Annotated in this window: 10 protein-coding genes; 1 reads left to right on the top strand and 9 read right to left on the bottom strand. The window is 65.3% G+C overall.

The genetic code is table 11. The annotated features are described in order from the left end of the window. Nucleotide 1: 1 nt before the first annotated feature. From VG561_RS09820 to VG561_RS09860, 9 genes are all read right to left on the bottom strand, one after another. Nucleotides 2-3,169, bottom strand: coding sequence for a discoidin domain-containing protein (locus VG561_RS09820; protein ID WP_053496314.1), 3,168 nt, complete (start codon nt 3,167-3,169; stop codon nt 2-4). Next, nucleotides 3,166-4,002, bottom strand: coding sequence for a carbohydrate ABC transporter permease (locus VG561_RS09825; protein ID WP_006456347.1), 837 nt, complete (start codon nt 4,000-4,002; stop codon nt 3,166-3,168). The genes VG561_RS09820 and VG561_RS09825 overlap by 4 nt, the downstream gene beginning before the upstream one ends. After that, nucleotides 3,999-4,880 carry a carbohydrate ABC transporter permease gene (locus tag VG561_RS09830; RefSeq protein WP_005410323.1) on the bottom strand — a complete coding sequence of 294 codons (882 nt, stop codon included), beginning with the start codon at nt 4,878-4,880 and terminating at the stop codon, nt 3,999-4,001. The genes VG561_RS09825 and VG561_RS09830 overlap by 4 nt, the downstream gene beginning before the upstream one ends. Beyond that, a complete protein-coding gene (locus VG561_RS09835; RefSeq protein ID WP_014647749.1) occupies nt 4,877-6,217 on the bottom strand; it encodes a sugar ABC transporter substrate-binding protein in 1,341 nt (446 codons plus the stop codon). The genes VG561_RS09830 and VG561_RS09835 overlap by 4 nt, the downstream gene beginning before the upstream one ends. 4 nt (nt 6,218-6,221) lie before the next feature. Further along, nucleotides 6,222-7,826, bottom strand: a complete 1,605-nt coding sequence (locus VG561_RS09840; protein ID WP_014647750.1) for a glucoamylase family protein — start codon at nt 7,824-7,826, stop codon at nt 6,222-6,224. A 243-nt stretch (nt 7,827-8,069) separates the two neighbouring features. Then, nucleotides 8,070-11,150: a TonB-dependent receptor gene (locus VG561_RS09845; RefSeq protein WP_046431674.1), complete on the bottom strand. Its 3,081-nt coding sequence runs from the start codon at nt 11,148-11,150 to the stop codon at nt 8,070-8,072. Between the two features lie 78 nt (nt 11,151-11,228). Then, the gene (locus tag VG561_RS09850; protein WP_014647752.1) at nt 11,229-12,266 is read right to left on the bottom strand and encodes a LacI family DNA-binding transcriptional regulator; all 1,038 of its coding nucleotides are present in this window, start codon (nt 12,264-12,266) and stop codon (nt 11,229-11,231) included. Nucleotides 12,267-12,414: 148 nt separating this feature from the next. Beyond that, the gene (locus tag VG561_RS09855) at nt 12,415-12,690 is read right to left on the bottom strand and encodes a BolA family protein (protein WP_014647753.1); all 276 of its coding nucleotides are present in this window, start codon (nt 12,688-12,690) and stop codon (nt 12,415-12,417) included. Further along, nucleotides 12,687-12,986 carry a YciI family protein gene (locus tag VG561_RS09860; RefSeq protein ID WP_014037825.1) on the bottom strand — a complete coding sequence of 100 codons (300 nt, stop codon included), beginning with the start codon at nt 12,984-12,986 and terminating at the stop codon, nt 12,687-12,689. The genes VG561_RS09855 and VG561_RS09860 overlap by 4 nt, the downstream gene beginning before the upstream one ends. A 375-nt stretch (nt 12,987-13,361) precedes the next feature. Here VG561_RS09860 and VG561_RS09865 point away from each other — a divergent pair, with 375 nt between their 5' ends. Next, entirely contained in the window at nt 13,362-14,270 is a 909-nt protein-coding gene (locus tag VG561_RS09865) for a segregation and condensation protein A (RefSeq protein ID WP_014647754.1), read from the top strand. Nucleotides 14,271-14,275: the final 5 nt, after the last annotated feature.

Below are 14,275 nucleotides of genomic sequence, written 5' to 3' on the forward strand. Positions count from 1 at the left end.
GTTACTGCCCCTTGCGCTCGGCGCGGCGCACCGCGCCCGGTACATCGATCTCGACCCGTGCCGGCAGCTGGTGCACGTGCAGTTCCTTGTTGATCCATTCGGCCGCTTCGCCGTTGATGGTCGCCTCGCCCGGATCACCGGCGTACGGCCACGGCAACACCACGCCACCGACCGGTGGCACCAGGCCCGGCTGCACCTCCAGCACCAGCTGCTTGTCGCTGCGCTGCAGGCGGTAATTGAGCTGGCCCTGCGGCGTGCGAAGGCCCTGCACGGCGATGCCCTCGCCCTGCAGCCAGGCCGTCGGGATGCCGGCGGCCAACACCAGCGCATCGTCCATGTCACGACTGTAGGCGAACATGTCCAGGGCCGAGCGCACGAAGTCCGAGGCGACCCAGGCATGCGGCAGGTCACCGACGAAGAACGGCTTGCGCGGCGTGCGCGAGACCACTTCGGCCCACTGGTTCCAGGCCTGCGGCGCACGGTCCTTGAAGAAGAACTCGGTCGCCTGCCAGGCGCGATCGCGCCAGCCCAGGCGAACGAAGGCGGCGACGTTGCGCCATTCGTACGGCGTGTAGTCCTTCCACTCGCGCTTGCCATCGCGGCGGGCCACGAATTCCTTCCAGTAGCGCTCGAAGGTCGCCTCCAACGCCTGCTGCGGCAGCCGGCCCTGCTCGCCGCCCGGCGCCAGCGCGATGGTGGTCGAGGTCGCGTCGAAATCGCCCAGCTCGGCCGAGCCCGGCAGGTAGTCGATGTTGTGCTGCTGCATCGCCGACAGCAGTGACGCCTGCAGGTCATCACGGAACTGGTCACGCGACTCGGCGATCTGCATCGCTTCGACCTTGCCCAGCTGGGCCGCCAGCGATGCTGCGTCCTTGTAGCCGCGCAACGCCCAGAAATTATCCCAGTACGAATGCATCGGCTTGGCCGAATAGCCTTCGTGGCTGATCGAGGCCGGCATCATCCCGTAGAACGCCGGATTGCGCGCACGGTTCTCTTCGGTACGCTCGCTGGCACGCAGCTGCTCCATGTAGCTGTAGGCGCCCTGCACGTGCGGCCACATCAGCTCGGCGAAGGTGCTGTCGCCGGTATAGCGCCCATATTCGGCGATGCTGTAGATCAGCTCACCGTGGCTGTCATTCTCCGGCACCGGGTCGCTGCCGCGCGCATCGACACAGCACGGCACCTTGCCGTTCTCGAACTGGTAAGGCGCATACCAGTTGATGTAGTCACGCACGGCATCGCTGCGCCCCATGCGCAGCAGGCCTTCGGAAATCATCGCGCCGTCGCGGATCCAGCTGCGCGCGTACGAGCGCGTGCCCGGCTGCAGGCGCGGGCCGACCCGCGAGATCAGCATGTGCGCCACGGCGGTGCGCAGGGTGTCGACCAGGGCCTGGCCTGCCGCCGGCACCTGCAGCGAGACCACGCCCAGCGCGTGCCGCCACTGTTCGGCCACCTGCGCCTGCGCCTTGGCCACGTCCAGCGCCTGCGGCGCCCAGCTCCCGGTCTGCGGCAGCACCACTGCCACTTCGCGGCTCTGCCCGGGTTCCAGCTTGATCGTATACAGCAGCGCACCGGACGCCATGCCGGTACTGTCCTTCACTGCCGTAGTGGCCGGATACTTCCCGGACGCAAGATGCATCGCATCGAGCTTGCCATCGAACGTGCTGGCGAAACGGGCATCGGGCACCTGCAGTGGATAGATGCGCGGCTCGCCGTTGATGCGTACCAGCTGTTCGCCCACGTCCAGCGCATCGATGCGGCTGAAGCCGCCGACGGTGTTGAGGAACTGGGTCGGCGGGTTGACCTGCCAAGGGCGGATCGCCAGCGCCAGGGTGTACTCGTGCGCCACCTTGTCCGGATTGCTCAGCCGATAGCGGCCGATCAACTGCGCGCGCTCCGGCGTGCCCTGCACGAAGCTGGTCACCGCCAGGCCGGCCTTCTCGTGCACCCAGTCGACGTTGGCGATCGGAAGATAGTGGTCCTGCAGCGACTGGGTAGTGGCCACCTTCGACCAGTCCAGCAGCTTGCCGTCGAGGCGGATGAACGGCTCGATGCTGAAGCTGCCCTTGGCCGGCTCCAGCGCACCGTCCTCGCTGATCAGCGCCTGTTCCTGGCCGCCATCGAGGCCGAGCAGGGTCCAGTACGGCTGTTCGCCCACATACGCACGCGGCAGCGAACCGCGCGGCAGGTCGGCCGCCACCGAGGACAGGAAGGCGTTCGGCGTGGCGGCGAACGCCAGCGGCTTGAGCGTGATGTCACGGATGCCATAGCGCCAGTTCGGGCCATCGAGCAGGTCGAAACGCACGTAGCGTGCGTCGGTGTCCGGCAGCGCCAGCCAGTCGCGGCCACCCGCACCGCCGGTCACCTCGCGCACAGTGCGCCAGTCCCGGCCATCTTCGGACGTCCGCACGGTGTAACGATTGGCTTCCAGGTTCGGCAGCCAGTCGATCACCGCACCGCCGATCTCGCGGCTCTTGTGCAGGTCCAGGCTGATGGTCTGCTGCTTGACCCCGCCGCTGATCCAGAACGTATCGCCCTTGCCATCGATCATGCGGTCCTGCAGCGCGGTGGCGGTATCGGCGATGACCGATGGCACCAGTGCCGAATCATCCTGCGGTGGCAGGCCCTGCAGGGTCAGCTTGTCGAAGCACACCGTGCCGCGGCCACCGACCTTGCTGTAGATCGTGAACTCGACCGCGGCGCTGCGCGCCATCTCCTTCTCGGGCGACGGCCCCCACGCCTTGTCGATCTGGCGACGCCGGTATTCGACCGGTGTCCACGCCTTGGGGAAGCTGTAGCCCGGGCGGTTGACCCACCAGACGTTGTCGCCGCTGGCATCGATCAGCTTGAACTGCAGGTCGTTGGCCGGCGAATCACCACGCAACTGGAAGCCGAAACGGTAGTTGACCGGGTAGTCGATGTTCAGCGCGCGGCGGATGCCGACGTAGCCGGAGACCTTGTGGAAATCATAGTCCAGGCACAGGGCACGGCCGCCGCCGGCGCCACTGACCGGCCGCAGCGAACCACTGACCTGGTCGGACAGCACCAGTTTCCAGGCGCCGATATCGTCGAAGTCGTCCAGCACCTTCGGCGCCGGCAGTGCCGGTGGTGCGGCGATCGCCAGGGAGGTCCACAACAGTCCCAGTCCAACGGCGATCGCTCGCTTCATCCCTTGACGCTCCCCAGCAACAGACCTTGGATGTAGTACCGCTGCAGCACCAGGAACAGCGCCAGCACCGGAACCACGGTGACCACCGCGCCAGCCATCATCATTTCCACGTCCATGATGTGTTCGCGCGAGAGGGTGGCCAGCGCCACCGGCAAAGTGTAGTGCTCCTGGTCGGTCAACACGATCAGCGGCCACATGAAATCGTTCCATGCGCCCATGAAGGTGAAGATCGCCAGGGTCACCAGTACCGGCTTGAGCATCGGCAGCACGATCTGGAAGAAGATGCGCAGCTCCCCTGCCCCGTCGATGCGCGCCGCTTCCAGCAGTTCGTCCGGGATCGAACGTGCGTACTGGCGTACCAGGAAGATGCCGAACACGCTGGCCAGCGCCGGCACGATCACGCCGCCGAAGCTGTTGACCAGCCCCAGCTGCTTCATCAGCAGGAACAGTGGCAGCATCGCCACCTGCGCCGGAATCACCAGCGCCGCCATCAGTACCTGGAACAGGCGCTCGCGGCCGACGAAGTTGAGCTTGGCGAAAGCGTAACCGGCCATGGTGTTGAGCAGCAGCGAGCCGATCGTGATGCCCAGCGACACCAGCAGGCTGTTGGCAAAGTTGCCGCCCATGCCGGTGCGCGCGAACAGTTCATGGTAGTTGTGCGTGGTGATGCTCGAAGGCAGCAGCGGCGGCGGGAAATGGCTGGCCTCGCCCTGCGGCATGAACGAGACCGAGACCATCCACAGCAGCGGTGCCAGGCTGACCAGGGCCAGCACCAGCAACGCACCATTGATCATCCACGGGTACCAGCGCGACTGGCCGATTTCACGACTCATACCAACTGCCTCTTGCGGCCGAAACGCAGCATCACGGTGGTCACCGCCAGGATGATCAGGAACAGCAGGAACGCCACGGCGGAGGCACGTCCCAGGTTCCACCACTTGAAGCCTTCCTCGAACATGAAATACAGCACGCTGACGGTGCTCTGCAGTGGGTCGCCGCGGGTCATCACGTAGGGTTCGGCGAACAGCTGGAAGTAGCCGGACACGGTAATCACCCCGACCACCAGCAGCACCGGGCCGAGCATCGGCAGGGTGATGTGCAGGAACTGCTTCCAGCGCGAGGCACCATCGATGCGCGCCGCTTCGTACAGGTCATGCGGGATCGCCTGCAGGCCGGCCAGGAAGATCACCATGTTGTAGCCGAAGTTCTTCCACACCGCGAACAGCATGATGGTCGGCATCGCCCAGTTGGGATCACCCAGCCAGTCGATCGGGCTGATGCCCAGATGGCCCAGGCCGTAGTTCACCAGGCCATAGCTGGTATGGAACAGGTAGCGCCAGATCACCGCCACCGCCACCAGCGTGGTCACCACCGGCGCGAACAGGGCCGTGCGGAACAGGGCCTTGAAGCGCGCGGCCGGTGCATTGAGCAGCATCGCCGCGCCCAGCGACACGCCGATCGACAACGGCACGCCGATCAGCACGAAGTAGGTGGTGTTCCACAGCGACTTCCAGAACATCGGCGTCTGCAGCAGGTCGATGTAGTTGCCCAGGCCTACGAAGCGCAGGTTGCTGCTGTCGGCCAGTGCATAGAGGTCGAAGTCGGTCACGCTCAGTGCAAGCGCCGAGGCGACCGGCAGGCCGAAGAACACGCCCAGTACGATCAGCGAGGGGCCGGCGAAGATCCAGCCGGCCAGCGAAGTACGTTTCATTGCGCGCTCCCGGCGGCCACGGCGCTGCTCGATTGCGGCGACGGCGCGCGCTCCTGCAGGCGTTGTTGTTCATGCATCCAGCGGCGCTTGGCCAGCACCTTGTCCACGCGCTGGTCCAGCTCTTCCACGGCCTTGTCCTGCGGCAGGCCACCGCGCACCACCTTCTCGGTGACGATGCGCATTTCCTGCACGATGCGCTCCCATTCGAGCACCTTCGGCGTCGGCCTGACCCGCTCCAGCTGATCGCGGAACGCGGCCGCCAGCGGGTCATTGGCCAGCGACGGCGTGTTCCACGCACTGCGGCGCGGCGGCAGGTCGCCAATGATCGAATGGAAGCGTGCCTGGATTTCCGGCCGCGACAGGAATTCGATCAGCTTCCAGGACGCCTCCTTCTGCTGCGACTTGCGGAAGATCACCAGGCTGGTACCACCGGCGATGCCCGCGCCCGGACCGTCCGGCCCCGGCAGCGCGGCGGTGCCCCACTGCCCTTCCAGTTCCTTCGGCTGCAGCTTCTTGAACTCGCGGATGTTCCAGGGGCCGGAGATGTAGAACACGTTGAAGCCGCGGAAGAATTCGTCCCAGACATTGGAGATCTGCGTCTCGGACATCTTCGGCGCCCAGCCCTGCTCGAACATGTTGGCGTAGAAGCCCAGCGTGCGGCGGAACCCCGGGCTGGAGAAATTGCCCCGGGTGTCGTCGTCACGCAGCAGCGGGTCGGGCTGCTGCAAGGCCAGCGACAGCTGCTGCTCGAACTCGTTGATCGGCATCAGCACCGCGTAGCGGCTCGGGCCCTGCATGCGCTTGATCGCCGCCATCTGCTCTTCCCATTCCTGCCACGTACGCGGCGGGTGGTCGTAGCCGGCCTTGGCCAGCAGGTCCTTGCGGTAGTAGATCAGGCGCGTATCGACGTACCACGGCACGCCGACCAGCCCGCCGTGGATCACGTTGGTATCCCAGATGCCCTGGAAGTAGTCCTTCGGGTCGACCACGGTGGAGCGCTGCACGAACGGCTGCAGCGGGGTCAGCGCGTCGAGTTCGGCGAACTCCGGCACCCAGGTGTTGCCAAGCTGGCACACGTCCGGCAGGCCGTCGGCGGCGAACGCGGTCAGCAGCTTCTCATGTGCAGCGGTCCACGGGATGTTCTGCACATCCACCTTGATGCCGGGGTTTTCGGCCTCGAATTCGTGGATCAGCTCGCTGACCACCTCGGCTTCGCGGCCCATCGCCCAGAAGCGCACGGTGGTGGTGCCCGGTTCGGTACGGGCGCAGCCGGCCACGGCCAACGCGGCCAGGGCAGGCAGCGCCCAGCGGCGCAGGCGGTCGATCCAGTTCGGCATCGGGCTACTTGCCCTGGCCTGTGGTGCGGTTGGCATTGTTCTTCTGTTCCTGCGCGGCAGCCGCGCGTGATTCGGCGATACCCACCGCGCGTGCTGCCGCGGCCTTTTCGTCTTTCTGCAGTTCCAGCGGCTGGAACGAGCCTTCCGGCGCCAGCCAGCCACCGCTGAACCCGGCCCGCTCCAGGCCCTTGCGGATGTACGGGTTCTTCTTCATCACTTCCCAGACGAAGTCATCGCGGTAGTTGGCGATCATGGTCAGGATCGGGCCCTGGTCGATGGCGATGTAGTCGCTGGCGACCCAGCCGCGATCGGGAACCAGACGACCGGTCTTGATCGGGATGTCGTAGTTGAAGCTGGGGTTGAACGAATCCAGGAAGCCGTAGCTGGAATAGATGTAGTCGCCAAAGCGCTTGTGCATCTCCAGCGTGGCCGGGATCACCTGCTCGGGGGCGAACACCACCGAGGCGATCGCAGCGGTCGGGGCGATGGTGCCGTCATCAAAGTTCTCGCGCAGGCCGGCGCCGCGCGAGGAGTAGTGGCGGAACTGGCGCTGCTCGCCGCGGTACTCCTGCGTGGTGTTCTGCGGACCATCGCTGGCGGTCAGGCCCCACACGTTCTCGCCATACTCCTTCCACTGCATCGGGTTGGCGATGGCATATTCGCGCTGGGCCAGCGCGGCCGACCGGCTGTTGAGGAAATAGGTGCTGCCGCGCTCGCGCATGTAAGCGTCCTGGATGTCGCGGAAGTCGATCCAGACGTGGCTGTACTGGTGGCCGAACAGCGGGCCGAAGGACAGGTATTCCTGGCCCTGGTAGACGCCCCAGTCGTTGTCGTAGGTACGCGTCCACACCGTCCACGCGTCCGGGCTGACCGGGTGCGTCGGCGAGCCCAGGGCGAGGATGTACACCATCATCGCCTCGTTGTAGCCCATCCAGTCGTGGTCGATGAAACCGCTCTCCGGGAACCAGCCCATCGAGATCAGCGGTGCACGCTGCTGCAGCCACGGCCAGTCGACCTTCTTGTACAACGTATCGGCGATCTGGCGGATTTCCTTCTCGCGCGGATCATCACCGTCGTAGTACGACTGCGCGAACAGCACGCCCATCATCAGCAGCGCGGTATCCACCGATGACAGCTCGACCCAGCTGTCGTAGCGACGGCCTTCCTGCATGTCCAGGAAGTGGTAGTAGAAGCCCTTGTAACCGGCCTTGCCGGTGCGCTGCGGGCCCATCGGCACGTCGCGGAAGAACTTCAGCGTGGTCAGCGTGCGGTCGATCGCCTGGTTGCGGCTGACCCAGCCGTTCTCGATGCCGATCGGATAGGCGGTCAGCGCGAAGCCGACCGAGGCGATGCTGGCGAACGGCCGCGACGGGTAGCGGTCCGGGGTCAGCCCGTTGACCTCGTTGGTGGTATCCCAGAAGAACTGGAAGGTGCGGCGCTCGATGTCATCGAACAGCGGCGGCAGCTCAGGCTTCATGGGCCGAGGCGGTGCATCGGCCTCGATCAGGATCACCGGCGGGCGCGGTTTGGCAGGTTCCTGCTGGGCCGGCTGGCAGGCGGCCACGGCCAGGCTCAGCGCTGCGGCGGACAACAGATGGCGTGCCTGCATGGCGCGGTTCCTCCGGTGGTCTGATCGATGGGAAAGCATACCGTCCAATGATCTGAAATCGTTTACAAGGTGTGTGCTTAAAAAACCACGAAAAACGTGGCCTGACACCGCGATCATTGCCCACGCCGCTGCCCCCTGGCCGGCAGCGGCGTGGGCAATGGACCGGCACGGGGCCGGCCATTGCCGTCTTCACCGATGCCGCCAGCGAGCCGGCGGCATCGGGTCATGCATCACCGCCCGGGCTTAGAAGCGGAAGCCCACTTCGGCCTTGACCTGGCGCGGCGTACCGACGATGTCGCCGGTCTCGTTGTAGCTCACCAGCAGCTTGCCGTCGCTCTTCACGTAGTTCAGGTTGGAGAAGTTGTCGAAGTTGAGCACGTTGATGATGTCGATACGCGCATACAACTCGGTATCGCCGGCCAGCTTGAAGGTCTTGGTCGCCTGCAGGTCAAGCGACCGGTAGCCGAAGATCTTGCCGCCGAGCAGGAAGCGGCCGTTGCCCCCCGGGTAGCCGGCGGCCGGGGTCGGCAGGCAGTTCGGGTTGCCGGCCTGTGCCACGCAGGACCAGTCGTTGCCCGCCACCGGGGTGGCCAAGGTCAGCTTGCCACCGAAGGTGATGCCCCAGAAGCCATCGTAGGAGCCCGTGACCACCAGACGGTGGCGCGGCGCGCCGTTGGACTTGATGTATGGGTATTCGCCGATGGTGCCGCGATCGAACGAGTAGTGCTCATCGATGTTGCGGTTGTGGCGCGCAGTGGTCCAGGTATAGGCGATCGAGGTACCCCAGCCACTTTCCTTGGTGTACGGCTTCTGCGCCGACAGGAGGATCTGGGTAGCGCGGGTCTTGATGCCCTGCTGGCCAATGATCAGGCTGCCGAAGCCGGGGATGTTGCAACCCCACGGTTGGCCGTAGGTTGGCTTTTCGGCACCACACAGCATCTGGTTGTCGAAGAAGTTGCCGTTGCGGAAGCGATTGCCCAAGGTGTAGGCGAAGCCATCATAGGTCAGCGTGCGCGAGATGGTGGCGTCGGTCAGCCACTCCCCGATCTGGTTGCTCATGCCCAGGCTGAACTGGTCCGCGTAGGGCACCTTCAAGTTGTTGTTGAGCAGGTCCACTTCCAGGCCTTCGTTGCTGGTACTGCCCAGCAGGGCCTGCACGTTGCCGATGCCATTGAGCAGGTTCGGGTTCCAATCGAAGCACGGGTTCTGCCCGTACAGGCAGGCTCCGCTGCGCGGGTCGCGGAAGTACACGGTCGGCTGCGGCAGGGCCAGCTTGGTGGTTTCCAACGCCAGGTAGTCGAAGAGATCACGGTCGTAGGAACGACCGGCGCCACCATGGATCACATGCTGCTCGTCGGCATTGATGTCATACGAGAAGCCCAGCCGCGGCTGCCAGGCATCCTTGAATGCCTTGCGGTTGTGGCCGTTGCTGATGTAGTCGTTGATGTTCAGGCCGCTCAACGCGAGCGTCTGCGCGTAGCTCTGCCCGGCCGGGCCATGCGGATCCTGCGCATTGAGCGCGCTGACCACTTCCGGCGGGGTCACGAAGTCCAGGTAGGTCGGGTTCTTCTCGTAGTCCCAACGCAGGCCAAGGTTCAACTGCAGGTGGTCGTTGACCTGCCAATCGTCCTGAATGAACAAGCCAATCTGCGTGGTCTTCGAGCGTACTTCCGGCAACACGCCACTGACACCAGTAATCGGCTTGGTGAACTGCGCCTTGTACGGCGTATCAATGCCAAATTCCGGGTTGCCCACGGTGTAGTAGAACTGCGGGTTGATCTGCTGCGCGTCGGAGGCGTACAGATTGATCTTCTTGTACTTGGCGCCCATCTTGATGGTGTGGTCGCCAGCCCACTCCAAGCCGTCCAGGGTCAGGTTGTCTTCGATCGACCAGCCCTTCTGGCCCTTCACCTGCGAGGCGAAGGCGCTGGCACCACCGATTTCCACAATGGTGCGTTCCTGCGGGGTGTTGCCGTCGATGTCACGGCCGTCCGGCGCGGTGTACACGTAGCCGTTGCCCAGGGTCAGCGGCAGCGGGTTGTTGAACGACTTCTCGTGGGTGACCATCAGCTCGTTGTAGAAGCGCTCACCGCTGTGATTCCAGCGCAGCGCGAAACGACGGTCTGTGTTGTCAGTGACCTTGCCATGCTCCTTGGAGGTCTGGTCACTGAACTGCTGCTGATTCTCGTCACGATCCTGGACTGTGAACTCGATGCGGTCGTTGTCGGTCGGCTCGACGTCGATCTTGGCGAAGATCAGGTCCTGCTTGAACGGCTGGCTGGCCGGGCCCAGGCCGGCGGCGGCCGCCGCCGGCAGCTGCGAGGCAGCACTGGTGACCGCGCCATTCGGGGCAATGGTCACTGGCAGATCGAAACGCTTGGCTTCGTAGGTCACGAAGAAGTGGGCCTTGTCCTTGATGATCGGGCCGCCCAGCGCGAAGCCGTATTCCTTCTCCGCCGATTCTTCCTTGCTCTTTCCCGGCTGGCGTTCGGCCGGGGTCATCGCACGCATACTGTCGTTGGTGTAACGATAGAAGGTCTCGCCCTTGAACTCGTTTGTACCCGACTTGGTCGCAGCGGTGATCGCGGCGCTGGACACCTGGCCGTACTCGGCCTTGTAGTTGCCGCTGATGACCTTGTATTCGCCGATGGCCAGCTGCGGGAACGGGTTGCCTGCGCTGCCGGACTGGCCGGCCACGCCGCCGCCCTTGACGTAGCTCTTCTGGCCCACACCGTCAATGTACACGTTGGTGCCGTCGGCGTTGGTCGCACCGCCGCGCAGCGAGGTGTTGCCCTTGGCGTCACGGGTGAAGATCATGCCCGGCACCGCGTCGGCGAACTCCAGGAAGTTGCGCGACACCTGCGGGGTGGTCTGGATCTGCTGCAGGCTGACGGTCTTGCCGACTTCGGAGGTGCGCACTTCCTGCAGCAGGGTCGGCGCGACGACGTTGACGGTGTCCAGGTTGGTGGCCGCGGTCGAACCGGGGGTGCTGCTGGCGGCACCGGCAAAGTTCAGCGTCGCGGTCGAGGCCACGGTGACGGTGACCTTCTGGGTCTGGCCGTTGGCGACCACGTCATAGGTACCCGGGTCCAGGCCCATCAGCGAGTAGCTGCCGTCGGCGCGGATGGTGCCACGGCGGACGGTACCGGTAGCCACGTTGGTGGCGGTCACTTCGGTACCTGCCTGGGCGCCGGCAACCTGGCCGCGCAGGCTGGCGTTGGCCGACTGCGCCATGACGTTGGGGGCGGCAGCCAGCATCAGGCAGCTGACCAGTGCGGTGCTCAGCAGCCGGCGCGCCGGCATGCGGAAGGTGGTATGCATCATCAACTCAATCTCCGGGTGGCGGTAACCGCTTGCGCGGTCCCTGCGATCAGTCAAAAAAAAGAAGGAACGCCTCTGGCTTCAATGGCCGGATGGCGGAGTGGTGGAATCGCGAACTATCAAGCGGGGAACCAGGGTCTGCTTGTCCCCTGTCCCATCCGTGGAGGTGCCGTCCATCAACTGCATCAGACGCGTCATGGCCCGGTCGCCGAGCTCGGCGATGCTGACCTGCATGGTGGTCAGCGACGGGTGGACGAAACGCGCCAGTGGAATGTCATCGAAACCTGCCAGGGCAACATCGGCCGGCACACGGACACCAGCCTGCGTGAACGCATACAGGCAGCCCAGGGCCATCATGTCGTTGGCGGCGAACACGGCATCGGGCAGCGCTCCGGCTGCCAGCAACTCCTGACCGGCGCGATGGCCGGAAGCTTCGTCGAAATCACCGGGCAGCTCGATGCCTTCGGCGCCACTGCCAAACGCCACCAGCGCGTCACGGAAGCCGCGCAGGCGCTCGCGCGCGTCGAAGTTGAGGTCCGGGCCAGAAATGAAGGCAATGCGGCGGTGGCCGGCGTCCAGCAGGTGGCGGGTCATCGCCATCGCACCGGCGTGGTCGTCGATGCTCAGCACCGGATGGTCCTGCCCGGGCAGATAGGTGTTGATCAACACCGTCGGCAGCGACTGCGGCAGGTTGTCGGTCAGGAAGCCCGGGCTCTCGGCATAGGGCGAGAGCACCAGCAGGCCGTCGACGCGGCCGCGCATGGCACGCAGGGCGGCGCCCTGCTGTTCCTGGTCGCCGTGGTAGCTGGACACCAGCAGGTGCTGGCGGCGGTTGCGGGCCACGCCGTCGATGCCGCGCATCAGTTCGGAGAAGAATTCGCCGTACAGGTCAGGCAGCACCACGCCCACCGTATTGGTGCGGCGGCTGCTAAGGCTGCGGGCGGCGGCATGCGGGGTGTAACGCAGCCGTGCGGCCACCTCCAGCACAAGCTGGCGGACCGGTTCGGCGACATTTTCATGCCCGTTGAGCGCGCGGGAAACCGTGGCCACGGAGACCCGGGCTTCGCGTGCGACGTCTTTGATTGTGATAGCTGCCTTGTTCACGAAGCCGCCCTCCACGGCTTGGACCTACCAGCATTGGCGCGGAATGTAAGCGTTTCCATCTGGGCTTGTAAACAGTCCGTTAGGCGAATGTCCCGAAATGGACATGAAAACCTGTCCGTGGCCAGGCCCTTGCGGACCCGCCAGGACAGTGCGGGACAAGGGCTCAGCCCTGTTCTGACGGGGTATGTGCGCGGATGGACAGCGCGTGGATATCGGTGTCCATCATCGACCCCAGCGCGGCATAGACCGCGCGATGCCGGGCCAACGGAGCCAGTCCGGCGAAGCGTTCACTCACCACATGGACGTTGAAATGGCCGCGCCCGTCGCGCGCGCCGGCATGGCCGGCATGGCGATGGCTGTCATCCTCGATCTCGAGCACGCTGGGTGCCAGCGCCTGCTGCAGCGCATCACGGATCCGCTCGATCCGTTCCGCGTTCACGGCAGGACCTTGCGGAACGGGCGTACCTGCACGCGGGTGTAGACGCCGGCAGCCACGTACGGGTCGGCATCGGCCCAGGCCTGGGCCTGCGGCAACGACTCGAACTGCGCGATCACCACCGAGCCGCTGAAACCGGCCGGGCCCGGGTCTTCACTGTCCACCGCCGGGCACGGGCCGGCCAGCAGCAGGCGTCCCTCGTCGCGCAGCGCGTGCAGCCGCGCCAGGTGTTCCGGCCGCGCCTGCAGCCGCTGCGCCAGCACATCCTGGCCGTCATACCCTTCGATCACATACCACACCGGCATTTCCTCGCTTGCGTTGTCGGGTCCGCAGATTCTAGCCAATGCAGCCCCCGCCCCGGTCCGGCTGGACACTGGCGCGGCAAAGGCTTACCCTAGACTCCATTGCACGTGGCTGGATGCAGCGGCCCGTCGGTTTTTGCGGCCAACGCAGCCCCCGACGACCGTCCCGCTGCTTCAAACCGGACCACCCGGCCGGGCCACGTAGACGACCTCCCCGTAGTTCTGTCGCTGCCGTTTACCGCGGCGCGTCCCGCTGTTTGATATGTGTGGAATCGCGCCGATCCCGGCGTGTCTGGCGCCTTGGGGCTCCGTGGCGTTGGCCCGGCGAACCCGGTGCCGCGACTGGTCCGTTGCAATCCTGATCTCCATTAGATGACTTCCGAACTCGCGCTCGACGCGAACCCGCCAACCCGGCCGCCCGCCCCCCAGCAGCAGGAAATGCCGCTGGCCGTGGTGCATGGGCAACCGGTCCTGCAGATTCCGCAGGACCTGTACATCCCGCCGGACGCGCTGGAAGTCATCCTGGATGCCTTTGAAGGCCCGCTGGACCTGCTGCTGTACCTGATCCGCCGCCAGAACCTGGATGTACTGGACATTCCCGTTGCCGAGATCACCCGGCAGTACGTGGAGTACATCACCGTGATGCGCGAGCTACGCTTCGAGCTGGCGGCCGAATACCTGGTGATGGCCGCGATCCTGGCCGAGGTGAAGTCGCGGATGCTGCTGCCGCGCCCGGTCAGCGAGGAAGGCGATGAAGCCGACCCGCGCGCCGAACTGGTGCGCCGGCTGCAGGAGTACGAACGCTTCAAGCAGGCCGCCGAGAACATCGACGCCCTGCCCCGCCAGGACCGCGATACCACCGTGGCACATGCCTTCATGCCCGAACGTGCCACGGTGAAGCTGCCGCCGCCGGTGGACCTGAAGGAAATGCTGCTGGCCCTGCACGACGTGCTCAAGCGCGCCGAGCTGTTCAGCGGCCACGCCATCAAGCGTGAGGCACTGAGCGTGCGGCAACGCATGGGCGAAGTGCTGGGACGCCTGGAAGATGGCAAGTTCTATCGTTTTGAAGGGCTGTTCACCGCCGAAGAAGGCAAGCTGGGCGTGCTGGTCACGTTCCTGGCGGTGCTGGAGCTGGCCAAGGAACAGCTGCTGGACATCGTCCAGGAAGAACCGCTGGCGCCGATCTACGTGAAGTCGCTGGCGGCCGGCAACACCAATGCCCCGCTGCAGTTCAGCAGCGAGTTCGACGACAACGACGACGACGCCAATGCAGACGAGTGAGCGCT

It is taken from the genome of Stenotrophomonas sp. CASM110 (genome assembly GCF_049384345.1).
GTDB classification, from domain to species: domain Bacteria; phylum Pseudomonadota; class Gammaproteobacteria; order Xanthomonadales; family Xanthomonadaceae; genus Stenotrophomonas; species Stenotrophomonas muris.